Source organism: Acidobacteriota bacterium (assembly GCA_039683095.1).
Classification (GTDB): Bacteria; Acidobacteriota; Aminicenantia; order Aminicenantales; family Saccharicenantaceae; genus RBG-16-66-30.
Map to the genome: position 1 here is coordinate 317,217 of JBDKSB010000012.1, position 24,611 is coordinate 341,827.

At 69.1% G+C, this 24,611-nt stretch carries 18 protein-coding genes; 10 read left to right on the plus strand and 8 right to left on the minus strand.

All coding sequences use genetic code 11. The features are described 5' to 3' along the window. The first annotated feature begins 14 nt into the window (after positions 1–14). From ABFD52_09375 to ABFD52_09385, 3 genes are read left to right on the plus strand one after another with little or no spacing between them, the layout of a single operon-like run. Positions 15–428, plus strand: coding sequence for a hypothetical protein (locus tag ABFD52_09375; GenBank protein ID MEN6560971.1), 414 nt, complete (start codon positions 15–17; stop codon positions 426–428). A gap of 9 nt (positions 429–437) precedes the next feature. Beyond that, on the plus strand, positions 438–1,052 hold the full coding sequence (locus ABFD52_09380; GenBank protein ID MEN6560972.1) for a hypothetical protein: 615 nt from the start codon (positions 438–440) through the stop codon (positions 1,050–1,052). A gap of 12 nt (positions 1,053–1,064) precedes the next feature. Continuing rightward, a complete protein-coding gene (locus ABFD52_09385; protein MEN6560973.1) occupies positions 1,065–2,042 on the plus strand; it encodes a hypothetical protein in 978 nt (325 codons plus the stop codon). A 63-nt stretch (positions 2,043–2,105) separates the two neighbouring features. On the opposite strand, the gene ABFD52_09390 is transcribed toward ABFD52_09385, so the two are convergent. The 4 genes from ABFD52_09390 to gltX all read right to left on the minus strand — a co-directional run bounded on the left by ABFD52_09390 (position 2,106) and on the right by gltX (position 9,579). Continuing rightward, on the minus strand, positions 2,106–4,580 hold the full coding sequence (locus tag ABFD52_09390; protein MEN6560974.1) for a DUF3536 domain-containing protein: 2,475 nt from the start codon (positions 4,578–4,580) through the stop codon (positions 2,106–2,108). Beyond that, positions 4,577–6,493, minus strand: coding sequence for a 1,4-alpha-glucan branching protein GlgB (gene glgB, locus ABFD52_09395; protein MEN6560975.1), 1,917 nt, complete (start codon positions 6,491–6,493; stop codon positions 4,577–4,579). The genes ABFD52_09390 and glgB overlap by 4 nt, the downstream gene beginning before the upstream one ends. A gap of 61 nt (positions 6,494–6,554) precedes the next feature. Next, on the minus strand, positions 6,555–8,303 hold the full coding sequence (locus tag ABFD52_09400) for a glutamine--tRNA ligase/YqeY domain fusion protein (protein MEN6560976.1): 1,749 nt from the start codon (positions 8,301–8,303) through the stop codon (positions 6,555–6,557). Continuing rightward, positions 8,296–9,579, minus strand: a complete 1,284-nt coding sequence (gene gltX, locus ABFD52_09405; protein MEN6560977.1) for a glutamate--tRNA ligase — start codon at positions 9,577–9,579, stop codon at positions 8,296–8,298. The genes ABFD52_09400 and gltX overlap by 8 nt, the downstream gene beginning before the upstream one ends. Before the next feature lie 107 nt (positions 9,580–9,686). On the opposite strand from gltX, the gene ABFD52_09410 reads away from it, so the two are divergent. Genes ABFD52_09410 through ABFD52_09425 form a run of 4 tightly spaced genes read left to right on the plus strand, consistent with a single transcriptional unit; the run spans position 9,687 to position 15,228 of the window. Then, positions 9,687–11,033, plus strand: a complete 1,347-nt coding sequence (locus tag ABFD52_09410) for an amidohydrolase family protein (GenBank protein ID MEN6560978.1) — start codon at positions 9,687–9,689, stop codon at positions 11,031–11,033. After that, positions 11,030–12,379 (plus strand): amidohydrolase family protein, encoded by a 1,350-nt coding sequence (locus tag ABFD52_09415; protein MEN6560979.1) that lies wholly within the window; start codon positions 11,030–11,032, stop codon positions 12,377–12,379. Before ABFD52_09410 ends, ABFD52_09415 begins: the two co-directional genes overlap by 4 nt. After that, positions 12,376–13,683 (plus strand): amidohydrolase family protein, encoded by a 1,308-nt coding sequence (locus tag ABFD52_09420; GenBank protein MEN6560980.1) that lies wholly within the window; start codon positions 12,376–12,378, stop codon positions 13,681–13,683. Before ABFD52_09415 ends, ABFD52_09420 begins: the two co-directional genes overlap by 4 nt. Positions 13,684–13,692: 9 nt before the next feature. Continuing rightward, positions 13,693–15,228, plus strand: a complete 1,536-nt coding sequence (locus ABFD52_09425) for an amidohydrolase (GenBank protein MEN6560981.1) — start codon at positions 13,693–13,695, stop codon at positions 15,226–15,228. A 119-nt stretch (positions 15,229–15,347) separates the two neighbouring features. On the opposite strand, the gene ABFD52_09430 is transcribed toward ABFD52_09425, so the two are convergent. The 4 genes from ABFD52_09430 to ABFD52_09445 all read right to left on the minus strand — a co-directional run bounded on the left by ABFD52_09430 (position 15,348) and on the right by ABFD52_09445 (position 19,627). Next, positions 15,348–17,471: a prolyl oligopeptidase family serine peptidase gene (locus ABFD52_09430; GenBank protein ID MEN6560982.1), complete on the minus strand. Its 2,124-nt coding sequence runs from the start codon at positions 17,469–17,471 to the stop codon at positions 15,348–15,350. 250 nt (positions 17,472–17,721) lie between these two features. Continuing rightward, positions 17,722–18,174: a TPM domain-containing protein gene (locus tag ABFD52_09435; protein ID MEN6560983.1), complete on the minus strand. Its 453-nt coding sequence runs from the start codon at positions 18,172–18,174 to the stop codon at positions 17,722–17,724. 25 nt (positions 18,175–18,199) lie between these two features. Continuing rightward, positions 18,200–18,988, minus strand: coding sequence for a TPM domain-containing protein (locus ABFD52_09440; GenBank protein ID MEN6560984.1), 789 nt, complete (start codon positions 18,986–18,988; stop codon positions 18,200–18,202). 30 nt (positions 18,989–19,018) lie between these two features. Beyond that, a complete protein-coding gene (locus ABFD52_09445; protein ID MEN6560985.1) occupies positions 19,019–19,627 on the minus strand; it encodes a LemA family protein in 609 nt (202 codons plus the stop codon). 79 nt (positions 19,628–19,706) lie between these two features. Between ABFD52_09445 and ABFD52_09450 the strand changes: the two genes are divergently transcribed. The 3 genes from ABFD52_09450 (at position 19,707) to ABFD52_09460 (ending at position 24,566) form a co-directional block, all read left to right on the plus strand. Next, positions 19,707–20,660 carry an ATP-dependent 6-phosphofructokinase gene (locus ABFD52_09450; GenBank protein MEN6560986.1) on the plus strand — a complete coding sequence of 318 codons (954 nt, stop codon included), beginning with the start codon at positions 19,707–19,709 and terminating at the stop codon, positions 20,658–20,660. A gap of 245 nt (positions 20,661–20,905) precedes the next feature. Continuing rightward, positions 20,906–23,284 carry a hypothetical protein gene (locus tag ABFD52_09455; protein ID MEN6560987.1) on the plus strand — a complete coding sequence of 793 codons (2,379 nt, stop codon included), beginning with the start codon at positions 20,906–20,908 and terminating at the stop codon, positions 23,282–23,284. A 7-nt stretch (positions 23,285–23,291) separates the two neighbouring features. Next, on the plus strand, positions 23,292–24,566 hold the full coding sequence (locus ABFD52_09460; GenBank protein MEN6560988.1) for a glucose-1-phosphate adenylyltransferase: 1,275 nt from the start codon (positions 23,292–23,294) through the stop codon (positions 24,564–24,566). Positions 24,567–24,611: the final 45 nt, after the last annotated feature.

The following is a 24,611-nucleotide window of genomic DNA, read 5'->3' on the forward strand; positions in this document are numbered from 1 at the left end:
TTGGAGCAGGGGTCATGCGCAAGAAGATCTTGAAGCTGTTGTACCGGTCGTTCGACGCGCCGCTAGGGCGGAAGGCCCGCGAGCGGCTGGAACGGAGCTTGGCCGCCGACCCGGAGCTGCGGCGGACCCGGGAGGAGCTGCTGGCCCTCCGGCGGGACGCCGCCGCCGCCCGGACCGGCGCGTTCCGGCCCGGGTTCGCGGAGCGGACCCTGGCCCGGGCCCGCTCGGAAGGGCTGATCGGCTGCGCCGAACCTGGCCTGCTTCCGGTGTTCGCCGGCCTGGCCCGGCGGTTGGCCGTCGTGGGGCTCATCATGGTCATCGCCGCGGCCTCGTATCTCCTGATCAGCGGCGACCTCATCCCCCGGGACTCGGTCTATTACGTCTCCAGCCTGTCGCTCGACCGGATCCTCGACCTGACGATCTTCTAGGAAGCGCACATGAACACCAAGACCAAAGCCATTTTCGTTTTCATAGGCATCTTCGTCGCCGGCGTGGCCGCCGGCGCCCTCTGCGATCACGCCATCGTCCAGGGGCGCATCCGGCACATCATCAGCCAGAGGGACGAAGGGCTGCTCGTGCCCTGGCGCCGGCCCGTGCTCGACCAGGTCTCCGGCGAGAAGCGGGCTGAGCTCGAGAAGATCTTCCGGGCCCACGGCAAGAACCTGGCCGCCATCCACGACCGCACCCGCCAGGAGATCGACGCCGATTTCGAAGCGCTCTGGAAGGATATCGCCGCGGTCGTGCCGGCCGACGTGCTGGCCAAGCTCAAGGAGGACATGCCCCGGTTCCCGCCCCCGCCGCCCGGCATGGGACCCGGCAGGATCGGGCCCGGCGGGATCGGGCCCGACCGCAGAGGACCGGGCGGACCAGGCGGACCCGGCAATCCGGGCGAGATGGGTCCCGGCGGACCCGGAGAACCCGGCCGGATGGGCCCGGACGGGCCCGGCGGACCAGCCGGCGGACCCGGCCAGACGCCTCCTCCCCCGCCGGCCAAGCCCGACGAGAAAAAACACGGGCCCGGGAATGCCGATCGCTTTCCCGGTGTCTATTGAGGTGACTTCTAGATGAGGCCCCTTTCCTTTCTTTCTCCTGTGATCGGGCCGGGGAAACCCGGCCTGATCTTTTTCCCTCTCCTGGCGGTCGTCCTCGCCTCGGCGGCGTGCGGCGGCCGCGTCTATGTCGTGTCCAGCCTCGGCCCGCCGCACACGATCACGATCGACGGCGAGACGGGGGACTGGAACGGCGCGCTGTCCTACGTCGAGAAGAGCCATCTCTTCGTCGGCTTCGTCAACGACCGCGACACCCTCTATATCTGTCTGACCCAGGAGGAGGCCGAGGGACGGGGAGCCGGCGCGCCGATCGGCGGCCTGACCGTCTGGATCGACCCCAAGGGCGGCGACCAGAAGACCCTCGGCATCCGGCTGGCCCAGGCCGGAGGCCCCCCCGCCGGCGAAGTACCCGAAGGCGGGCCCGGACAGGGCGGCCGGAGGCCGGAGGGCCGGCCCGGCCGGAAGACCGGCGACGAGAACGCCGAACAGGGTCCCGGCCAGGACAAGCCGGCGATGCCGCCTGGCGGCGCGATCGAGATCCTCGGCCCGAACGGCCGGACCCTCCAGAAGCTGTCCGCCGAGGAGGCGGCCGCCGCGGGCCTGGAGGTCAAGACCGGCCTCTCGTCCGGCTCGTTCGCCGTCGAGATCGGCATCCCCCTGCGGGCCGACGCCGGCCATCCCTACGCGGTCGGAGCGGAGCCGGACGCCGCCGTCGGGATCGGGTTCATCTCGACCGGGCCCTCGCGGGGCGAGCGGCGGAACGGGCCGCCTGAAGGCGGGCCCGGCGGAGGCGGGGGGATGCCCGGCGCTGGCGGCGGCATTCCCGGGGGCATGGGCGGGATGCCGGGCGGCGCCGGCCCCGGCGGGATGGGCGGCATGCGCCCCGACATGAATCCCGACGTCCAGAAGGGCGGCGGCATCAAGGTCTGGACCCGCGTCAAGCTGGCCGGCTCGTTCCGGCCGCAGGCGTCGGGCGCGCTGGAGATCCTGTAATCCGGGCGGCGCGCGACGCGGGCGCGCCCCGCGCCGCCGCCGGGCCTCAGGCCGTCGGCCAGCTCAGGCCATCGGGCAGAACACCGTGGGGTCGACCCGCAGCAGTTCCCCGACCGCGTCGAAGGCCTTGATCCACGCTGCCGCGGCCGGGTCGCCCTTGCCCGCCCGCTCTGAGGTCAGGGGGCAGATCAGCCGGCCGGTAGAAAAATAGATGTTCTGGCTTTCCCAGAGGTCCAGGCCGATGGCCAGCTTCTTCATCAGGACCAGGGCGTCCGCGATCTTCCGGAGGCCCTCGGCGTCGTCCGGCTTCCCGGCCCAGGCCGACATCATCGCCCGGGCCTTCCGGCTGATGGCATAGCTCAGGGCCTCGCCGTCCGGCTTGAAGTCCCAGGACTCGTATTCCTCCTGCAGCCGCCGCAGCTCGTCGAGGTCGAGGTCCGGCCCCTCCCCCATCAGGCGGCCGAGGTCGGTGTTGAGAACGAACTCGGCCGGGGTCCGCAGGGCCTCCGGCAGCGGGATCGACATCTCCCGCATGGCTTTCATGACCGTGTAGTTGCTCTCGAAGATGTGCCGGAAGTCGGCCTCGAGGTCATGGAGCTTGCCCTGCAGGATGCGGGCCAGGATCTTCCGCTTCTGCTCCGTGAACAGGTGCCAGAGCGAGTAGATGTTAGGTCCGAAGTCCTGGTCGATCAGGCGGACGACGGCGGCCATGTCGCTCCTGGCGAAGGCCGCCTCGACCGCCCGGCACATGGTCCGGTAGGCGGCGTCGCCGGCGTGGTCGCGGACGCCGGCCGTGATGTTCTGGTCGCCGAAATGGAAAACGGCGTACTCGATGACCCGCTCCTCCCAGGTGACATGGGAGCGCAGCCGGAAGCGGCCGACGGCCAGGGCCTTCTCCCCGGCGTCCTTCCTCTCGTGGTCCTCGGTGACCGCGGCGTACAGGCCGACGTCGACGCGGCCGGGGTCGGTCTCGAAGACCGCGGACATGGCCAGGTGCGCGGCCAGGCGCAGGAAATCGACGATGGCCGGCCGGACGAGCTTCTCGTAAACGGTCGCGCCGTTCCGGAGCCGCGGCACGTTGCTCTTGGCCTCGGTCAGGACGGCCAGGAACTCCGGCTCGACGTCCTCGCCGGTGACGTCGCGCAGGAGCTGGAGCGTCCGGGCGGCGTACTGGACCACCTGGACGGTCTCGACGTTGGAGATGTCGTCGAAGAACCAGGCGTCGCTGGTGAAGATGAGCATGGCCCCCCGTTCCATCTCCAGGAGCTTGAGGACCCGGACCTTGTCCTCGGCGGATAGGGGGCGGGCGATGTGGCGGGCCAGGAAGGATTCGACGGACGCGGGCGACCGGTCGAGGACGACTTCGATATAGTCGTCCCGGACGGCCCAGGGGTCCGCGGCGTAGGCGCCCAGGCCGGGGCCGAAGGCCGCCGCGGCCTTGCCCCCGAGCCAGTCCATGGCCTCGCGGAGCGGCCTCCGCCACTTCTGGTTCCAGGCGGGATGGGCGCCGGTGCTGCAGCCGCAGTCGCTCCGCCAGCGCTCGACGCCATGGGCGCAGCTCCAGGACGTGTTCTCGGCGATCTTGACCTCGTCGGCCGGCGGGAAGCGCTCCAGGTAGTCCCCGTAAACGGTGATCTCGGCCAGCTTGTTCCGCTCGATGGACCTCAGGGCGTAGGCCAGGGCCATGTCGCCGAAGCGGTGGTGGTGGCCGTAGCTCTCGCCGTCGGTGGCGATGTGGACGAGCTCGGGGCGCTCGGGGCCGGGGGCCGAGAAGCCGCCGGCCAGGCGCCGGGCGAAGCTCTCGCCGTTGCGGAGCAGGTCGCCGAAGGCCAGGTCGTGGGAGATCGGCCCGTCGTAGAAGAACAGGGCGATCGTCCGCCCCGAGGGCAGGCGGCAGAGGTAGGGCTTCTTCGTGTCGACGCGGTCGCCCCGGACGTCGATCCAGCCGCCGCCGGCCTGGGCCGGCGCCGGCCCGGGCGCGAGGGGCCGGACCGCGGCGGCCTGGCGCGGCGCCAGGATCGTGAACAGGATGCCCTCCCCGGCCATGATGTCGAGCGACTCGAGGTCCACCGCCGTCTCGGGCAGCCACATCCCCTCGGGCCGGCGGCCGAAGCGGGACTCGAAGTCCCGGATGCCCCAGAGGACCTGGGTCCGCTTGTCGCGGCTCGAGGCCAGGGGCATGATCAGGTGGTTGTAGGCCTGGGCCAGGGCCGTGCCGTGGCCGCGGAAGCGGGCCGCGGCCTGCCGGTCGGCCTCGAGGATGGCCCCGTAGACGTCGGGCGCCGAGCGCTCCAGCCAGGCCAGCAGGGTCGGGCCGGCGTCGAAGCTGATCGAGGCGAAGTTGTTGACGATGTCGACGATGCGGTCCTTGTCGTCGAGGATGCGCGAGGCCGTGTTCGGGGCGTAGCACTCGGCCGCCACCCGCTCGTTCCAATCGTGGTAGGGCGCCGCCGAGTCCTGGACCTCGATCTCCTCGAGCCAGGCGTTCTCCCGCGGCGGCTGGTAGAAGTGCCCGTGGATGCAGATGAAGCGGTTCATGGCCCGGCCTTCTTGAACAGGATCACGCCGAGCGGCGGCAGGGTCAGGCGCAGGGAATAGGGCCGGCCGTGGGCCGGCTTGGGCTCGGCCTCGACGGCGCCGAGGTTGCCCAGGCCCGTCCCGCCGTAATCCCTGGCGTCGCTGTTCAGGATCTCCCGCCACGTGCCGCCGGAGGGGACGCCGACGCGGTAGCCGCCGCGGGCCACGGGCGTGAAGTTGCAGACGACCAGGATGACGTCGGAGGTCGTCCGGCCCTTGCGCAGGTAGCTGACGACGCTGTGGGCGACGTCGTTGAAATCGACCCACTCGAACCCGGCCGGATCGACGTCGAGCTCGTGCAGGGCCGGCTCGCGGCGGTAGGCCTCGTTGAGGTCCCTGACCCAGCGCTGGACGTGGCGGTGCGTCTCGAAGTCGAGGGCGTTCCACTCCAGGCTGCCGTCATGCGTCCATTCCCGCCACTGGGCGAACTCGCCGCCCATGAACAGGAGCTTCTTGCCGGGGTGGGTGTACATGTAGCCGAAGAGGGCCCGGAGGTTGTCGTACCTCTCCATCTCCAGGCCGGGCATCTTGCCGACGAGCGAGCCCTTGCCGTGGACGACCTCGTCGTGCGACAGGGGCAGGACGAAGTTCTCCGTGTAGGCGTACCACATGCTGAAGGTCAGGTCCTTGTGGTTGTACTTGCGGAAGAGCGGGTCCTGGGAGAAGTAACCAAGCATGTCGTGCATCCAGCCCATCTTCCACTTGAGGCCGAAGCCCAGGCCGCCGAGGCCGACCGGCTTGGTGACCATGGGCCAGGCCGTCGATTCCTCGGCGGTCGTCTGGATGCCGGGGAAGGCGCCGTAGGCGGCCTCGTTGAGGCGCTTGATGAAGCTCACGGCCTCGAGGTTCTCCCGGCCGCCGTAGCGGTTGGGGACCCACTCCCCCGGCTTCCGCGAGTAGTCGAGGTAGAGCATCGAAGCCACGGCGTCGATGCGCAGCCCGTCGGCGTGGTAGCGGTCGAGCCAGAAGAGGGCCGAGCTGATGAGGAAGTCGCGGACCTCGTTGCGGCCGTAGTTGAAGATGGCGCTCTTCCAGTCGGGATGGAAGCCCCGGCGCGGGTCCTGGTGCTCGTAGAGGCAGGTGCCGTCGAAGCGGGCCAGGCCGTGCCCGTCGATGGCGAAGTGCGAGGGCACCCAGTCGAGGATGACGCCGATGCCGCGGCCGTGGAGCGTATCGACGAGGAACATGAAGTCCTGCGGCGTGCCGTAGCGGCTGGTCGGCGCGAAGTAGCCGATCGTCTGGTAGCCCCACGAGCCGTAGAAGGGGTGCTCCATGATCGGCATGATCTCGACGTGGGTGAAGCCCATCTCCCGGACGTAGTCGGCCAGGAGCGGGGCCAGCTCCCGGTAGGTCAGGAAGCGGTTGCCCTCCTCCGGGACGCGCCGCCACGAGCCGAGATGGACCTCGTAGATCGAGACCGGGGCGTCCAGAGCGTCAGCCTTGGCCCGGCTGGCCATCCAGTCCTGGTCGGACCAGAGGTAATCGAGGTCCCAGACGATCGAGGCCGAGCGCGGCGGGGCCTCGGAGAAGAAGCCCAGGGGGTCGGCCTTTTCGGCCCGGGCGCCGCCGGCCTTGGAGGTGATGGCGTACTTGTAGAGTGAGCCGCGGCCGAGGCCGGGGATGAAGCCCTCCCAGATGCCGGAGCCGTCCCAGCGGCCGGCGAGCGGGTGGCTGGCCGGGTCCCAGCCGTTGAAGTCGCCGATGACCGAGACGCCGCCGGCGTTGGGGGCCCAGACGGAAAAGAGCGTGCCTTCGCGGCCGTCGACGACCAGGGTGTGGGCGCCGAGCTTGTCGTAGAGCTTGAAGTGGTTGCCTTCCTTGAAGAGATAGATGTCGGCGTCGGTGAGAAGCGACGGGCCGTGGACGATGTCCATGTTCGCCTCTCCGCTCACTCGTTCCTCCGCGGGGCGCTCGCGCTCACGGGACGCCGCGGGCTCAGGCGCCTTCCCTGCCCGCCTTGACGATCTTGGCCCACTCGTCGCGCAGGGTCACCGTCCGGTTGAAGACCGGGGCGCCGGGCCTGGAGTCGCGCCGGTCGGCGCAGAAGTAGCCCAGGCGCTCGAACTGCCAGCGGCTCTCGGGCCCAGCCGCGGCCAGGCCGGGCTCGAGCTTGGCCTCCTTGAGGACCTCGAGCGACGCGGGGTTGAGCGTGGACTTCCAGTCGACCCCCTCGGGGACCGAGGCCGGGTCGCGGACCGTGAACAGCGTGTCGTAGAGGCGGACTTCGGCGTCGACGGCGTGGCGGGCCGAGACCCAGTGGAGCGTGGCCTTGACCTTGCGGCCGTCGGGGGGATTGTCGCCGCCGCGGGTGGCCGGGTCGTAGGTGCAGCGGAGCTCGACCACGTTGCCGGCGGCGTCCTTGACCGCCTCCTGGCACCTGACGAAGTAGGCGTAGCGGAGGCGGACCTCCTTGCCGGGCGAGAGGCGGAAGAACTTGGAGGGCGGGTTCTCCATGAAGTCGTCCCGCTCGATCCAGAGCTCCCGGCAGAACGGGACCTGGCGCGCGCCGGCGGCCGGGTCCTCGGGGTTGTTGACGGCCTCGAACTCCTCGACCTGGTCCTCGGGGTAGTTGGTGATGACGACCTTGAGGGGCCGGAGGACGGCCATGGCCCGGGGGACGGTCTTGTTCAGGTGCTCGCGGACGCACATCTCGAGGAGAGGCAGGTCGACGATGCTGTTGTCCTTGGCCACGCCGATCGTCTCGCAGAAGGCGGCGATGGCCTCGGGCGAGAAGCCGCGGCGGCGGAAGCCGGAGATGGTCGGCATGCGCGGGTCGTCCCAGCCGCTGACGAGGCGCGACTCGACGAGCTCGAGCAGGCGGCGCTTGCTCAGGACGGTGTGGCTGAGGTTCAGCCGGGCGAACTCGATCTGCTGGGGATGGTGGACGCCGAGCTGGTCGAGGAACCAGTCGTAGAGCGGCCGGTGGACCTCGAATTCGAGGGTGCAGATGGAGTGGGTGATGCCCTCGATCGAGTCGCTCTGGCCGTGGGCCCAGTCGTAGGTCGGGTAGATGCACCAGTTGTCGCCGGTGCGGTAATGGTGCTCGCGGCGGATGCGGTACATGAGCGGGTCGCGCAGGAGCATGTTCGGCGAGGCCATGTCGATCTTGGCCCTGAGGGTGCGCGAGCCGTCGGGGAACTCGCCGGCCCGCATCCGGGCGAAGAGGTCGAGGTTCTCGGCGACGCCGCGGTCGCGGCAGGGCGACGGCCTGCCGGGGCGGTTGACCGTGCCGCGGTACTCGCGGACCTGTTCGACGGTCAGGTCGCAGACGTAGGCGACGCCCTTCTTTATGAGCTCGACGGCCCACTGGTAGAGCTGCTCATAGTAGCCGGAGGCGTAGTATTCGCGGTCCTGCCAGTCGAAGCCGAGCCAGCGGACGTCGTCCTTGATGGAGTTGACGTACTCCATGTCCTCGGTCTCGGGGTTGGTGTCGTCCATGCGCAGGTTGCAGAGGCCCTTGTAGTCGCGGGCCAGGCCGAAGTTCAGGTGGATGGACTTGGCATGGCCGATGTGGAGGTAGCCGTTGGGCTCCGGCGGGAAGCGAGTGTGGACCGTGGCGAAGCGGCCGGAGCGCAGCTGGCTGTCGATGATGTCCCGGACGAAGTTGGACTTGGGCCTGGGGGCGGGATTCGCGGCCGGGGCCGGTTCCAGCTTCGGGTTCGGGTTCGGGGTTTCTTCAGGCATTCGCGGCTCTCCTCATGCGGGCGACGACGCGCTCTCGGCCGAGGACTTCCATCATCTCGAACAGGCCGGCGCCCTTGGTCTTGCCGCTGACGGCCATGCGGGCCGGGTGGATGACCTGGCCGGCCTTGATGCCGCGCTCCTCGGCGAAGCGGCGGAAGACCTCCTCGATCGCGGCGTGGGAAAAATCGGTCAGGCCGGCCAGGCGGTCGGCCAGGGTCGTCAGGTACTCGCGGCTCTCGGGCGAGGCCAGGTGCTTGCGGCCCTCCTCGTCGACGGCGAAGTCCTCGCGGAAGAAGCAGTCGGTCTGGGCCGGGAACTCGCTCAGGGTCTTCAGGCGGACCTTGTAGAGGCCGAGGACCTTGGCCAGGTAAGCGTCGGAGACGCCGGCGGACGGGATGCCGGCGGCCTCGAGGCAGGGCTTGACCAGCGGGAGGAGGCGCTCGTCCGGGGACTTCATTATGTACTCGGCGTTGAGCCAGCGCAGCTTCTGGATGTCGAACTTGGCCTGGACATCGTTCATGGCCGAGATCTCGAAGAGCTTGACGGCCTCGGCCGGGGGCATGATCTCGCGGCCGTCCGGGGGCGTCCAGCCGAGGAAGATGAGGTAGTTGGCCAGGGCCTCGGGCAGGAAGCCCTCGCGCTTGTACTCCTCGACCGAGACGCCGCCGTGGCGCTTGGAGAGCTTGGCCCCGTCGGTGCCGAGGATGAGCGGCATGTGGCCGAAGCGGGGCGGGGTCAGGCCGAAGGCCTCGTAGAAGATGATCTGCTTGGGCGTGTTGCTGATGTGGTCGTCGCCGCGCAGGATGTGGGTGATGCCCAGGTGGGCGTCGTCGATGACGCAGCAGAAGTTGTAGGTCGGCGAGCCGTCGGACTTGATGATGACCTGGTCCTTGATCGTCTCCGACTCGACGGAGATGCGGCCGTGGATGAGGTCGTCGTAGGCGATGGTCCGGCCGGGGACGACCTTGAAGAGGACGGCCTCGCCGTCCCGGTAAGCTTTTCCGGCGGCGACGAGCTCCTCGGCCTTGGCCCGGTAGACGTCGAAGCGCTGGCTCTGGAAGAGGGGCTTCTCGTCCCAGTCGAGGCCGAGCCAGCGCAGGTCCTCGAGGATCTCGTCGAGGAAGCGGGCCTCGGAGCGCTTGAGGTCGGTGTCCTCGATGCGCAGGAGGAACTGGCCGCCGGTGTGGCGGGCGTAGAGCCAGTTGAAGAGGGCCGTCCGGGCGCTGCCGATGTGGAGGAAGCCCGTCGGGCTGGGGGCAAAGCGTACTCTAACCATGCGTATTTTATAGCACATAGGGGGTGGACCGGCAAGCCGCCCCCGCCCCCGGCTGTTGACCGCCTCGGCGGAATTGATGTATACCCCTTCCTTCGGAGGTGGCTCCCATGAGGATCAGGATCGTCGCCCGGCCCGTCCCGCGAATGTCCCCCGCCGTCATCGTCGTTCTCGCCGCGCTGGCCCTCACCGCCGCGCCCGCGCCGGCAGCCGACGTCGGACCGACCTACGCCATCCGCGGCTGCCAGATCGTTCCGGTCGCCGGTCCGACGATCGACAAGGGCGTGATCGTCATCCGCGACGGCCTGATCGAATCGCTCGGCCCCGCCGGGAAGGTCCGCATCCCGGATGACGCCGAGATCATCGAGGCCGAAGGGCTCAAGGCCTATCCGGGCCTGATCTCGGCCTTCTCGAGCCTGTTCCTGGAGCGCCCGGCCCGGAGCTCAGACCCGGAGATCCCCGTCGAGGGCGCGCCCCCGGCGGGCCCACAGGGGACCCGGGAGGACGGGTTCCCGCCGGGTCCGGGGCTCTTCGTCCTCGACCAGCTCAAGCCGGCCAGGGCCGCCGTCGAGAGTTTCCACCGGGCCGGCTTCACGACCGCCCTCGTCGCCCCGGAACGGGGCATCTTCGAGGGCCAGAGCGTCATCCTCGACCTCAACGGCGAGGCGCTCCCGCCGATGGTCATCCGCAACGGGGCGGCCCTGCACATCAACTTCACGACCGAGCGGGGCGGCTACCCGTCGAGCCTCATGGGCACGATCGCCCACATCCGCCAGAGCTTCATCGACGCCGAGTATTACGCCGCCCGGCAGGCCCAGTATGCCAAGGGCGCCGCTGGGCTCAAAAGACCGGCCTACGACCCCAGGCTCGAGGCCCTGGTCCCCTTCGTCCGCGACCGCCGGCCCGTCGTCTTCCAGTGCAACAACGTCGAGGACATCAAGCGAGCCCTGAAGATCATCGCCGAGTTCAAGCTCAACGCCCTGCTGGCCGGGGCCAACGAGGCCTGGCGCGCCGCCGACGTCCTTAGGAAGTGTCCCGTTCCGCTCCTCGTCGGGCTCGATTTCCGGCCGCCGGCGACGAGCCGGTACGCGACCCAGGGCGAGGAGCTGCGGAAAAAAGCCGAGTCCGGGATCTACCCCGCCAACGCCGCCGAGCTGGCCAAGGCCGGCCTCCTCTTCGCCCTCGTCTCTGGCGCGAACCCCGACGGGGCGGCCGTCCTCAAGGCCGTCCGCGCCGCGATCGGGGCGGGCCTCGCGGAGGACGCCGCCCTGCGGGCTCTGACGGTCCAGCCGGCCCGCTTCCTCGGCCTCGACCAGGCCCTGGGCACGCTCGAGCCGGGCAAGATCGCCAATGTCGTCCTGGTCCGGGGCGGCCTCTTCGACGAGAAGGCGCGCGTCGTTCGGGTCTTCGTGGACGGCGTCCGGTTCGAGTACGAAACCGAGGAGGCCTCCAAGTGAAGAACCTCGCCCTCACCCTCCCCCGCATCGCCGCGCTCCTGTCCCTGGCCGGGTTCGTCGTCGCCCTCGGGCCCCGTCCGGCCGCGGCCGACGGCGGCGACATTCTGATCAAGAACGGCACCATCCTGACCGTGACCAAGGGCGCCATCGCCAGGGGCGACATCCTCGTCGTCGGCGGCGTCATCAAGGCGATCGGCGCGGACCTGGCCGCCCCGCCCGGCGTCCGCATCGTCGACGCGGCCGGACGGTTCGTCGTCCCCGGCCTGATCGACTCGCACACCCACATCGCCGTGGCCGGCACGAACGAAGGGTCCGAGGCCATCACCCCCGAGGCCGACGTCGGCGCGGTCGTCAACGCCGACGACGCGTCCATCCTGACGGCCCTGAGCGGCGGCGTCACCATGGTCCACACGATGCACGGCAGCGCCAACCCCATCGGCGGGCCGAACGTCGTCCTAAAGATGAAATGGGGGCGTCCGTCCGAGGAGCTCGTGGTCGCGGAGGCGCTGCCGACGCTCAAATTCGCCCTGGGCGAGAACGTCAAGCAGGCCAACCGCGCCGTCGCGGCGGGCCAGGAGCGGCGCTATCCGGCCACCCGCATGGGCGCCAACGCCGTCATCCGGCGCGAGCTCGAGAAGGCCCGGAACTACATGGCCCGGTGGGACCGGTACAAAAAGGCTGCGGCGGCCAAGAACCCGCCGCGGACGCTCGTCCCGCCGAAAAAGGACCTGCGCCTGGAGGTCCTGGCCGAGCTGCTCCGCGGCGAGCGGGTGGCCCGCTGCCACAGCTACCAGGCCACCGAGACGCTCGAGTTCATGGGGCTGGCCCGGGAATTCGGGTTCAAGATCCAGTGCTTCGAGCACTGCTGGGAGGGCTACAAGATCGCCGGCGAGATCGCGGCCGCCGGGATCGGCATTTCGGGCTTCGCCGACAGCTGGGCCTACAAGATGGAGGCCGCCGAGGGCATCGCCGAGATGGCCGGCTACTGCGCCAAAAAGGGCGTCCTCGTCTCGATCAACTCCGACAGTGGCGAGCGCATCCGCCGGCTCTTCAACGACGCCGCCAAGACCATGAAGTACGGCGGCCTGTCCGAGGACGAGGCCTTGAAGCTGGTGACCATCAACCCGGCCGTCCAGCTCGGCGTCGACCGGATCGTCGGCAGCCTCGAGGTCGGCAAGCAGGGCGACGTCGCGGTCTTCTCCGGGCACCCGCTGAGCGCCTACGCCCGCTGCGACATGACCATCATCGAGGGCCGGGTCTATTTCGACCGGGAAGCCCTGGTCCGGGAGCGGGAAGCGGCGGCCCCGCCGACCGCGGCGCCCCGTGAAGCGGGAGGCCTCCAATGACCCGCCGGGCTATCGTCGCCGCCGTCATCGTCGCCATGGCCGGGCCGCTCCTCGCGGCCCGGGAACCGGGGCCGGCCCGGGCGCAGGCCGCGCCCGACAAGGTCCTGGCCATCGTCAACGCCCGGATCGTGCCCGTCGTCGGGCCCGAGATCCCGAAAGGCGCGATCGTCGTCCGGAACGGGCGCATCGAGGCGGTCGGTGCCGAAGCCGCCGTGCCCGCCGGGGCCGAGGTCGTCGACGCGGCGGGCCTGCGGGCCTACCCCGGGATGATCGACGGCTGTTCGTCCCTCGGGCTGGTCGAGATCAGCGGCGTCGCGGCCACGGTGGACAACCGGGAGACCGGCCGGATCAACCCGCAGGTCCGGGCGCTCGAGGCCGTCCGCTACGACTCGATGCACATCCCCATCGCCCGGTCCAACGGCATCACGGCCGCCGTCGTGGCCCCCTCGGGCGGGCTCATCGCCGGCGTGAGCTGCCTGCTGCGGCTGGACGGCTGGACCCATCGCCAGATGGCCGTCGAGCCGGCCGCGGCCATGCAGATCGAGCTGCCGGAGCTGCGCGCCGCCCGCGGCGCGTTCGCCGGGCGGCGGGGCGGCCAGCCTCCGGCCGACGGCCCCGCGCTCCTGAAGGAGCTCCGGCGGCTCTTCGGGGAGGCCCGGGCCTACGAGAAGCGCCGGGACGCGGCGGCCGGAAACGGGCTGCTGGCCCTGCCCGAGTTCAACGAGACCTGCGAGGCCCTCCTGCCCCTGCTCAAGGGCCGGATGCCGGCCATGATCGCCGTCCACGGCGAGCGGGACATCCGGGCGGCCATCGCCTTCGTCCGCGACGAGAACATCAGGGCCGTCTTCTACGGCGCCGAACAGGGCTTCAAGGTCGCCCGCGAGATCGCCAAGGCCGGGATCCCGGTCATCCTGGGCTCGCTCTACGACCTGCCGCCCGTCTGGGAGGACGGCTACGACGCCCTGTACCGCAATCCCGGGATCCTGGCCGCGGCCGGGGTCAAGATCGCCTTTTCGTCGTCGAGCGCCAGCCTGGCCAAGGACCTGCCCTACCACGCCGCCAAGGCGGCCGCCTTCGGCCTGGACCGGGCCGAGGCCCTGAGGGCCGTGACCATCAACACAGCCGAGATCCTGGGCGTCGCGGACACGATGGGCAGCCTGGAGAAAGGCAAGGCGGCCAACATCGTCCTGGCCGACGACGACATCCTGGAGATGCGGACCAACGTCCGAAAGGTCTACATCGACGGCCGGGAGGTCGATCTCTCCAACCGCTACACGGAGCTTCTGGACAAGTTCAGGAGATAGGGGGCAGCCATGAGAAACCGGCGCACGGCGTCATTCCTGGCGGCGCTCGTCATCCTGGGCCTGGCCGCCGGCCCGGCCCCCGGCGCGCCCGCCAAACCCAGGATCGCCAGGGAGAAGCAGGCCGTCCTCGACTGGCTGGCCCGGCCCGAGGCGGTCGAGAAGTTCGGCCGCATCTCGGACGCCATCTGGCGGTACGCCGAGCTCGGCCTGCAGGAGTTCGACTCGGCCAAGCTCCTGGCCGACACGCTCGAGGCGGCCGGCTTCACGGTCGAGCGCGGCCTGGCCGGGATGCCGACCTGCTTCGTGGCCACGTACGGCTCGGGCCATCCGGTCATCGGCCTTCTCGGCGAGTTCGACGCCCTGCCGGGGCTCTCGCAGCAGGCCCGCGTCCCGAACAAGGCCCCGGTCGTCGAGGGCGCGCCCGGCCACGGCTGCGGCCACAACGCCATGGGCACGGCGGCGGCCGCGGCGGCCATCGCCGTCAGGGAGGTCATGGCCGCTTACGGGCTCAAGGGCACGATCAAGGTCTTCGGCTCGCCGGCCGAGGAGATCGTAGCCAGCCGGCCGTACATGATCCGGGCCGGGCTGTTCGAGGGCGTCGACGCCGTCATCGACAACCACAGCTCGAGCGGCTTCGGCACCGGGTACGGCGTCGACGGCAACGCCCTGTTCTCGACCATCTTCAGTTTCAAGGGCAAGACGGCCCACGCCGCCGGCGCCCCCTGGGTCGGGCGCAGCGCCCTGGACGCCGTCGAGATCATGAACGTCGCCGCGAACTACCTCCGCGAGCACCTGCCGCTGACCGAGCGCCTGCACTACGTCATCCTGGAGGGCGGCCAGGCGCCGAACGTCGTCCCCGACCGGGCCAGCGTCTGGTACTACGTCCGCAACACCGACGAGCGGCTCGAGGACATGTACAAGCGGGTCGTCGACTGCGCCAAGGCCGGGGCCCTGGCCAGCGGCACCGAGATCGACTCGATGCGGGTCGTCAGTGCCGTCCACCAGCGCCACGCCAACAAGGCCGCGGCCGAGCTCTTCCAGAAGAACATCGAGCTCGTCGGCATGCCGGTCTGGAGCGACGAGGAGCAGGCCTTCGCCAAGGCCCTGCAGAAGGAGATCGGGGCCAAGCAGGCGGGCCTGCCGGTCAAGGTGGACAAGCTGGAGGCCCCAGTGACAGGCCGCGAGTTCGTCGGCGGCGGCTCGTCCGACGTCGGCGACGTCACGCTCATCGCGCCAACGGCCACCGTTGCCTTCCCCGGCGGGGTGCCGGGGGCCATCGGCCACCATTGGTCCAACGTCGCCGGCTGGCACGGCTCGACGGCCTGGAAGGGCCTGAACGCCGGGGCCAAGGCCATCGCCGCCTCGGCCGTCGATCTGTTGACCGAGCCGGACGAGCTGGCCAAGCTGCGGAAAGAGTTCGAGGACTACGCCAGGACGCATCCCTACAAGCCGTTCCTGCCGGCCGACGCCGTCCCGCCCAACGACCTCAACAAGGAACTGATGGACCGGTACCGCGTCCTGCTGGAAAAGGCTTTCGCGAAATAGGGCCGGACAGGGTCAACCCGCCGGATCGCGGCCGTCCGCTCGAGGCCGGAAAAACGGGGACGTTTCTATTTTTTAAAAAATGATCATTTAAAAAACCAGAAACGTCCCCATTTTATAAATTATTGATAATCCGGTGTGAGGCCCATGTTGTAGAACATGAAGGACCACTGGTCGGTCAGGTCGTCGATGGCCTTGCTCAGGTTGCTCGAACCGTGGCCGGAGCGCGTCTCGATGCGGATCACCACCGGCTTGGCGCAGGACTGGTCCGCCTGCAGCGTGGCCGCGAACTTGAACGAGTGCGCCGGCACGACCCGGTCGTCGTGGTCGGCCGTCGTCACCATGGTGGCCGGGTAGCAGGCGCCGGGCTTGAGGTTGTGGAGCGGCGAGTAGGCGTAGAGATAGGGGAAGTCCCCGGCGTTGTCGCTCGAGCCGTACTCGACGGCCCAGCCCCAGCCGACCGTGAACTTGTGGTAGCGGAGCATGTCCATGACCCCGACGGCCGGGAAGGCGACCCCGAAGAGATCCGGCCGCTGGGCCATGACGGCCCCGACGAGCAGCCCGCCGTTCGAGCCGCCGGCGATGGCCAGCCGGTCCCTGCTCGTGTACTTCTCCTTGACCAGGTACTCGGCCGCGGCGATGAAGTCGTCGAAGACGTTCTGCTTCTTGCCGAACATGCCGGCCTTGTGCCAGGCCTCGCCGTATTCGCCGCCGCCGCGCAGGTTGGCCATGGCGTAGACGCCGCCGTTCTCGAGCAGGATGATGTTGCCGGCGCTGAAGGTCGGCGTCAGGCTGATGTTGAACCCGCCGTAGGCGTAGAGAAAGGTCGGGTTCCGGCCGTCGAGCTTCAGGCCCTTCTTGTGGACGATGAACATGGGCACCTTCGTCCCGTCCTTGCTGGGGTAGAAGACCTGCTTGGTCTCGTAGGCCGCCGGGTCGAACTTGACCTCGCTCGTGCGGAAGACCTCCGAGGCGCCCGTGGCCGGGTCGAACCTGTAGATCGCGGGCGGATAGGTGAACGAGGTGAAGGCGTAGAACAGGACCTTCTCGTCGCGCTTGCCGCCGAAGCCGCCCGCCGTGCCCAGGGCCGGGAGCGCGATCTCGCGGACGAGCGTCCCGTCGAGCTTGTGCTGGAAGATCCTGGTGTTGGCGTCCTTGAGGTAGTCGCAGAACATGTAGCCGCCGGCCGTCCCGGCCCCGCTCAGGACCTCGGGCTTCTCGGGGATGACCGTCCGCCAGTCCTCCTTGGCCGGGCGGGCCGGATCGATGGACACGACGCGGAAGTTCGGCGCGTCCTCGTTGGTGTAGACCAGGATCCGGCCGTCGACGACCTCGATGGGCGCGCTGTCGTAGGCGAAGCCCTTGACCAGCAGCGTGAACGGCGCGTTCTTCCCGGCCAGGTCGCGGACCCAGATCTCGGAGCCGCTCGTGCCCTCCGAAAGCGACAGGAACAGCCACTTCTCGTCCTCGGTCGTCCCGGCGCCGACGTAGCGCAGGGGATGTTCCTTGTCCTCCCAGACGAGGACGTCCTTCTCCTGCGGGTCGCCGAGCTTGTGGTAGAAGACCTTCTGGAACTCGTTCTTGGCCACCAGCTCCTGGCCCGGGGCGGGCTTGTCGTACCCGCTGTAGTAGAAGCCGTCGCCCTGCCAGGCGGCGCCCGAGAACTTGTTCCACAGGATCCGGTCGGGCAGCTCCCGCCTGGTGGCGACCTCCATGACCCGGATCTCGGACCAGTCGGAGCCGGCCTCGCCCCGGCTGATGGCGACGTACTTGTCGTTCATCGAGGGCCCGAGGATGCCGACGCGGACCGTGCCGTCGGGCGAGAGCGCGTTGGGGTCGATGAAGACCTCGGGCGCGCCGTCCAGGCCCTTCTGGATGTAATAGACCGACTGGTTCTGCAGCCCGTCGTTCTTGGTGTAGAAGTAGTAATCGCCGACCCGGAACGGCGACGAGTAGCGCGGGTAGTTGAAGATCTCGGTCAGCCTGGCCTTGATCTTGGGCCGGTAGGGGATGCCGTCGAGGTAGCCGAAGGTCACCGCGTTCTGGTCCTGGACCCAGGCCTTGACCTCCTCGGCGTTGTCATCCTCGAGCCAGCGGTAGGGGTCGGCCACCTTGGTCCCGAAGTAATCGTCGACCTGGTCGACCTTCCTCGTGGCCGGGTAGGTCAGCCTGGACGCTTCTTTCTGACACGCCGCGAAGGCCAGGATCATGGCGAACATGATTAGCATCAGCATGGCTTTTTTCATTTTCCCTCCCCGGAGATTACACGTCCGCTTATACCATATCGGGGCCGGGAATATAAAGGGTTTCCGGGAGGCCCCGTGCTTCGGCTGAGCCCGGGCTATCGCCTCCGGCACGGGGAAAAAGCGCTCGGGAATTCCGGGACATGACCCTTTTCTCTTGAAAAGGGATCGTGTCCCGCGAATTCCTCATGTCCCGCTTTTTCTACAGGCGGGAAAATAGGAAATAGGTATCGTGTCCCCCATTTTATGGACGTCAGCTCTTGCCGAAATCGACGTCGTCGGGGAGCTCGTTGACGTCAGCGGCGCCTTCGTAGGGAAAATGCGAGGCCAACAGCCGGCCCGCCTCGCCGATGGCCTCGACCAGGCCCTCGGTGAACTCGCCCTTGCGGAAGCGGGCCGACATCACCCCGGCCAGGCTGTCCCAGAAGTCCTGGCCGGCCTTGGCGTGGATGCCCTCGTCGCCGAGGACGACGAACTTCTTCCGGGCCGGGACGATGAAGAACATGACGCCGTTGCGGTCCTTGGTGGCGGTCATGCCCAGGCGGGCGAAGGCCTGCTCGGCCGCGTGCCGGACGGAGCCCCAGAAGAACCAGGCCACGGAGACCCGGATCTCGCCAGAGGTCTGGCGCTCGGCCGCGGCGATGGCCGCCTTGATCCGTTCGGCATCGATCGTTTTCATGAGCTTGCGCCGGCTGTTCACGGTCATCGCGAGTTCTCCTCCCGCTTTCCGGCTACCAGCCGCCCGAGGCGCCGCCGCCGCCCGACCGTCCGCCGCCGCCGCCGAAGCCGCCTCCCCCGCCTCCGCCCCAGCCCCCGCCGCCGCGGCCGCCCCGGCCTCCCCCGCCCAAGAAGCTGAGGAGCAGCCAGAACGCGAGCGACGGGTTGGTGATGAATATGATGGCGACGATGATGAAGATGATGAGGCCGAAGACGGTCTTGGCCTTCGATTCTATGCGGCTGCGCGGCTCCCCGCCCGCGGCGTTCTCGTCGCCGCCGATGTAGCCGATCAGCGCGGTGACGGCCGCGTCCACGGCCTCGTCGGGCCGGCCGGCCCGGATGCCCGGCGCGAGGATGTTGTTGATGACCCGGTAGGCGTAGACGTCGGGGACCTTGTCCTCGAGGCCGTAGCCGACCTCGATGCGGATCTTGCGGTCGCCGGCCAGGATGAACAGGACGAGCCCGTCATCGAGGCCCTTGCGGCCGACCTTCCAGGCAGCGAACGTCCGGACCGCCCAGTCCTCGAGGACCTCGTTTGGCCCGATGGTCCGGCCGATCCAGACGAGCAGCTGATGGCCGGTCTGGCGCTCGTAATTTTCCAGGCGCGCGTCCAGGGCCTCGACGGCCTGCGGCGACAGGAACGCGGCCTCGTCGGTGGCCCAACGGCCGGGGGCCGGCGGGATGCCGCCCCGGTTCTGGCCGGCCACCGCCGCGGCGCGCGCCGGCCCAAGCGTCCCGGCCAGGGCGAAGGCCAGCGCCAGGGCCAGGATGACGAGCGGGAGCCGAAGCCGTCGGGTTCTCACGATCGGATCGTTTGGGTCGGGCCGGGTCGCCTAGAACTTGACCTGGGGGGCCTTCTCGGCGCCCGCCTGGGCCTTGAAGTAGGGCTTCTCGGCGAACTTGGCGCCGAAGAGGCTGGCCACCAGCACCGCGGGGAAGCGGTTGCGCCGGGTGTTGAAGGCCTGGGCCGCCTCGTTGAAGCGCTGGCGCTCGACGGTGATCCGGTTCTCGGTGCCCTCGAGCTGGGCCTGGAGCTCCCGGAAGTTCTCGGTGGCCTTGAGGTCGGGGTACTTCTCGACGACGACGAGGAGCCGCGACAGGGCCGACGAGAGGCCGTCCTGGGCCGCCTGGAACTTGGCGAACGCGTCGGGGGTCAGCTGGCCGGGGTTGACCTGGACCTGGCCGACCTTGGCCCTGGCCTCGGTCACGGCCGTGTAGGTGTCCTTCTCGAAGGCGGCCGCGCCCTTGACGGTTTCGACCAGGTTGGGGATGAGGTCGGACCGGCGCTGGTAGGTGTTCTCGACCTGGGCCCACTGCGACTGGACTTTCTGGTCGAGGCCGACGAGCGCGTTGTACACGCCGGTGACGTAGAAGACGCCCACCAGGACGACCAGGAGGACGATGACGAGACAACCGAAGGCGATAGGTTTTTTGATGCCCATTGCGGTCACTCTCCTTGTGTCAGCGATATTCTATCATACGAAGCGGCGGGAGGGCCGGTTTTTCTGATATAATCGGCCCATGAAAAAGATCGCCCTTCTGACCAGGGACTGCGGCGGCGTCAACGCCGCGATCAGGGCCGTTGTGCGCACGGCCGTGGCCGCCGGCCTGGAGGTCGAGGGCGTCGTGCGCGGCTACGACGGCCTCATGAACGGCGATTTCGTCCCGCTCGACCGCCGCTCGGTCTCCAATATCATCGGCCTGGGCGGGACCATCCTCAAGACGGCCCGGGCCGAGGGCTTCTGCGGGGAGGAGGGGCAGAGGGCGGGCCTGGCCCATCTCCGCGAGCGCCGCATCGACGGGCTCATCGTCATCGGCGGGAACGGCTCGCTCACGGGCGCCCGGGTCCTGGCCGAGCGCCACGGCTTCCCGGTCGTCGGCATCCCGGCCACGATCGACAACGACGTGCCGGGGGTCCGCTACGCCATCGGCACGGATACCGCCCTCAACGTCGCCCTCGACGCCCTGGACAAGATCCGGGACACGGCCACGTCGCTCGAGCGCATCTTCGTCGTCGAGGTCATGGGCCGCAAATGCGGCTGGCTGGCCATGCAGGTCGCCCTGTCGGGCGGCTGCGAGGAAGTGCTGCTCCCCGAGAAGGACGTGTCCGTCGACGCCCTCTGCGACGAGATCATGGTCGGCCGCGCCCTGGGCAAGGCCAGCTGGATCATCGTCGTCGCCGAGGGACGCTCCACGGCCGCGGCCGTGGCCGAAGCCGTGACGGCGGGAACGGGACTCGAAACGCGCATCGCCGTCCTCGGCCACGTCCAGAGGGGCGGGCGTCCCACGGCCACCGACCGTATCATGGCCGCCAGGCTCGGGCACGCCGCCGTCGAGGCCCTGGCCGGTGGCCGCACGGGAGGTCTCGTCCACCTGGTCGACGAAACGGTCGAATTCCTGCCGTTCGGCGCGGCCGGCGAGGTCAAGGTCACCGATATCGAACACGACTATCACCTCCTCAAGGTCCTCTCGTAGAGCGGGGACGCGACACCCGTTTCCGATCTTGCCCTTGCCCCGTTTGGGGAATCCCGGGACCTGACCATCTTCGGGAGCGCCGGGACATGACTCTATTCTCCGGAAAAGGGATCGTGTCCCGCGAATTCCCGACAAGGGCATCATGGCACAACTTTTTTCCAGGTAGAAAAATGGGAAACGGGTATCATGTCCCCCATTTTTTGTCGTATACTGCTCACGGCATGATCACGATCGGGAGGTGCCCGTTGCGTCATCTGTCCCACTCCTTCCTCGGTCTCGTCCTGGTTATCCTCGTCGCCGGCGCGCTGGCCGCCCTTCCGCAGGGCAAGCCGGCCGCCAAGGGGCTTAACAAGAAAGTCGAGAACACGGACCCGGCCCTGAGGGTCAAGGCCTTCGAGCAGCACCTGGCGATGAAGCAGGCCTCGCCCTTCAAGGACGTCCGCTGGCGCTTCATCGGCCCCTTCGATCTCGGCGGGCGGTGCACCGACGTCGCCGTTCCGTCCGGCAGCCGGACGGTCTTCTACGCCGCCGCCGCCAGCGGAGGCGTTTTCAAGACGGTGAACGCCGGCACGACCTGGGAGCCCATCTTCGACGACCAGCCGACGATGTCCATCGGCGACCTGGCCGTGGCCGAGTCCAACCCGGACATCGTCTGGGCCGGCACGGGCGAAGCCAACATCTTCCGCGCCTCCGAAGCCGGGCTCGGCGTCTTCAAGTCGGCGGACGCCGGCAAGACCTGGAGGCGCATGGGCCTCGAGGGGACCTACACCATCGCCCGCGTCGTCATCCATCCGGCCAACCCCGACATCGTCTACGTCGCGGCCACCGGCCACGAGTGGACGGCCAATCCCGACCGGGGCGTTTTCAAGACGAGCGACGGCGGGGCCACCTGGACGAAGGTCCTTTTCGTCAGCGACGAGATCGGGGCCAACGACCTGGTCATGGACCCCCAGGCGCCCGATACGCTCTACGCCGCGACCTGGAACCGCGTCCGCCGGCGCTGGAGCGACCCCGTGCCCGGCGGCGGGGACGGCCTGTTCAAGACGACCGACGGCGGCCGGACCTGGAAGCCGATCAACAACGGCCTGCCCGACACGGCCTTCACCGGGCGCATCGGCATCGACCTCTGCCGGACCAGGCCCTCGACGCTCTACGCCTACGTCGACAACCACACCCCCGGGACCGAGCCGCCGGCCGGCGCCCGCGACGCCTACGGCCGGCCGCTCGGGCGGGGCATCGTCGGGGCCGAGGTCTACCGCTCGGACGACGCCGGCGCGAGCTGGCGCAAGGTCAGCCCGCCGGGCATGGACCGCTTCGGCGGCACCTACGGCTGGGTCTTCGGCCAGATCCGGGTCGACCCCAACTCGCCGGAGACCGTTTACATCATGGGCCTGGGCCTGTCGAAATCGACCGACGGCGGCAAGACCTACAGGAACCTCGGCTATGCCGGGCTTCACGGCGACCACCACGGCCTCTGGATCGATCCCCATGACAGCGACCACCTGATCAACAACAACGACGGCGGCGTCAACATCTCCTATGACGGCGGCAAGACCTGGCGGGATTTCCACGACGGCATCCCCTCCGTCCAGTTCTACAATGTCACCCTCGACGCCTCGACGCCGTTCTGGGCCTATGGCTCGGTCCAGGACCAGGGCACCTACCGCGGCCTGATCCCGGTGCGCCGGCCCGGGGCCGGCGGCGCGCCCGGCCGGCCGAGGTTCTTCCGGGCCGAGCCCAGGTGGGAAACCGCCCCGGGCGGCGAGGGCACGCTCATCGCCGTCGATCCGGAGGACCCGGCCACGGTCTATTCCTCGCCCTTCTACGGCCGCCTCGAGCGCTCCGTCCTCAAGGACGGCGAATGGACGAGCCGGGAGATCTTCCCCAAGCCGGCCGAGGGCGAGCCCGCCTACCGCGGCCAGTGGCTGGCGGCGACCATGCTCTCGCCCCACAACCCGCTGGTCGTCTACCACGGCTTCCAGTACCTCTTCCGGTCCATGAACAGGGGCGAGACCTGGGAACGGATCAGCCCCGACCTGACCTACAACAACCCGGACCAGCAGGGCCGCTGGCCCTTCGCCGTCCCCTTCGCCACGATCACGGCGGTCGACGAGTCGCCGTTCAAGTTCGGCCTCATCTACGCCGGCACGGACGACGGCCGGGTCTGGGTGACCAGGACGAGCGGCGACAGCTGGACCGAGATCACGGCCGGCCTGCCCTTCAACAAGCACGTCTGGAAGATCGTCGCTTCGAGGCACGACCCGGCCGCGGTCTACGTCACCCTGGTCGGCCGGCACGACGACGACTTCAATCCCTATATCTACAAGTCGGCCGACTACGGCAAGACCTGGGCCTCGATCGCGGCCGACATCCCCGGCGGCCCGGTCAACGTCGTCCGCGAGGACCCCAAGGTCCGGGGCATCCTCTACGCGGGCACGGACACCGGCGTTTACGTCAGCCGGAACGGCGGCCAGTCCTGGGACGTGCTCGGCTCGGGCCTGCCGACATCCTACGTCTGGGACATGGCCATCCAGCCGCGCGACAACGCCCTGGTCATCGCCACCAACGGCCGCGGCATGTGGCTCATCGACGATCTGGCGCCGGTGCAGAACGCCGCCAAATAGGGCCAGCATGGACATGGTCGGCATCATCATGGCCGGGGGCCAGGGCAGCCGGCTCTACCCTTTGACCAAGGTCCGGAGCAAGCCGGCCGTGCCGCTGGCCGGGCGCTTCCGCCTGATCGACGTCTCCATCTCCAACTGCATACACTCGAACGTCAGCAGCATCTTCGTCCTGACCCAGTTCGCCACGGAGTCCCTGCACCGCCATATCTTCACGACCTACCGCTTCGACGGCTTCCACCGCGACTTCATCACCCTGCTCTCGGCCCAGCAGACTTTCGAGAACCGGAACTGGTACCAGGGCACGGCCGACGCCGTCCGCCAGAACCTCGATTACATCAAGGACCTCGGGGCTCTTGTCCTCGTCCTCTCCGGCGACCACCTCTACCGGATGGATTACCGGAAGTTCGCCGAGTTCCACGCGGCCTCGGGCGCCGAGATCAGCATCGGCGTGACGCCCATCGGGGCCGGCCAGGCCGGCGACTTCGGGATCATGAAGGTCGACGGCCGCGGCCGCATCACCGAGTTCCGGGAGAAGCCCCGGGACCCGGCCGAGGTCGAGCGCCTGCGGGTCGACGAGTCGGTCTTCGAGCGCTTCGGCACGCCGGCCCGGGGCCGGACCCACCTCGCCTCCATGGGCGTCTACCTCTTCAGCCAGGACGTCCTGCGCGACATCCTGGCCCGCACCGGCGCCAAGGACTTCGGCAGGGAGGTCATCCCACAGGCCATCGGCGCGCGCCGGGTCTTCGGCCACTTCTTCGACGGCTACCGGGAGGACATCGGGACCATCCGCAGCTTCTTCGAGGCCCACATGGACCTGACCCGGCCGCTCCCCCGCTTCGATTTCTACGACGAGGAGCGGCCCGTCTTCACCCAGCCGCGGTTCCTGCCCGGCTCCAAGATCGTCGCCTCCGACGTCCGGGACGCCGTCCTCTGCGAGGGCAGCATCGTCAACCGCTCGTACATCCGCAACGCGATCATCGGCATCCGCTCGCGCATCGGCGAGAACGCCAGGCTGGAGCGGACCGTCGTCATGGGGGCGGACTATTACGAGTCCCGCGAGGACATGGCCCGGAACCGCGGCCGGAACGTGCCCGACATCGGCATCGGCAGCGGCTGCGAGATCCGCGACGCCATCATCGACAAGAACGCCCGCATCGGCCGCGGCGTCCGGCTGGTCAACGCCGCCGGCGCCGCCGCCGCGTCGGCCGAGAGCTGCTCCATCGTCGACGGCATCATCGTCGTCCCCAAGGACGCGGTCATCCCCGACGGCACGGTCATCTGAGCGGCCCGGTCCGCCGGGACGGCCCCCGGGCTGTCCCGGGATCGC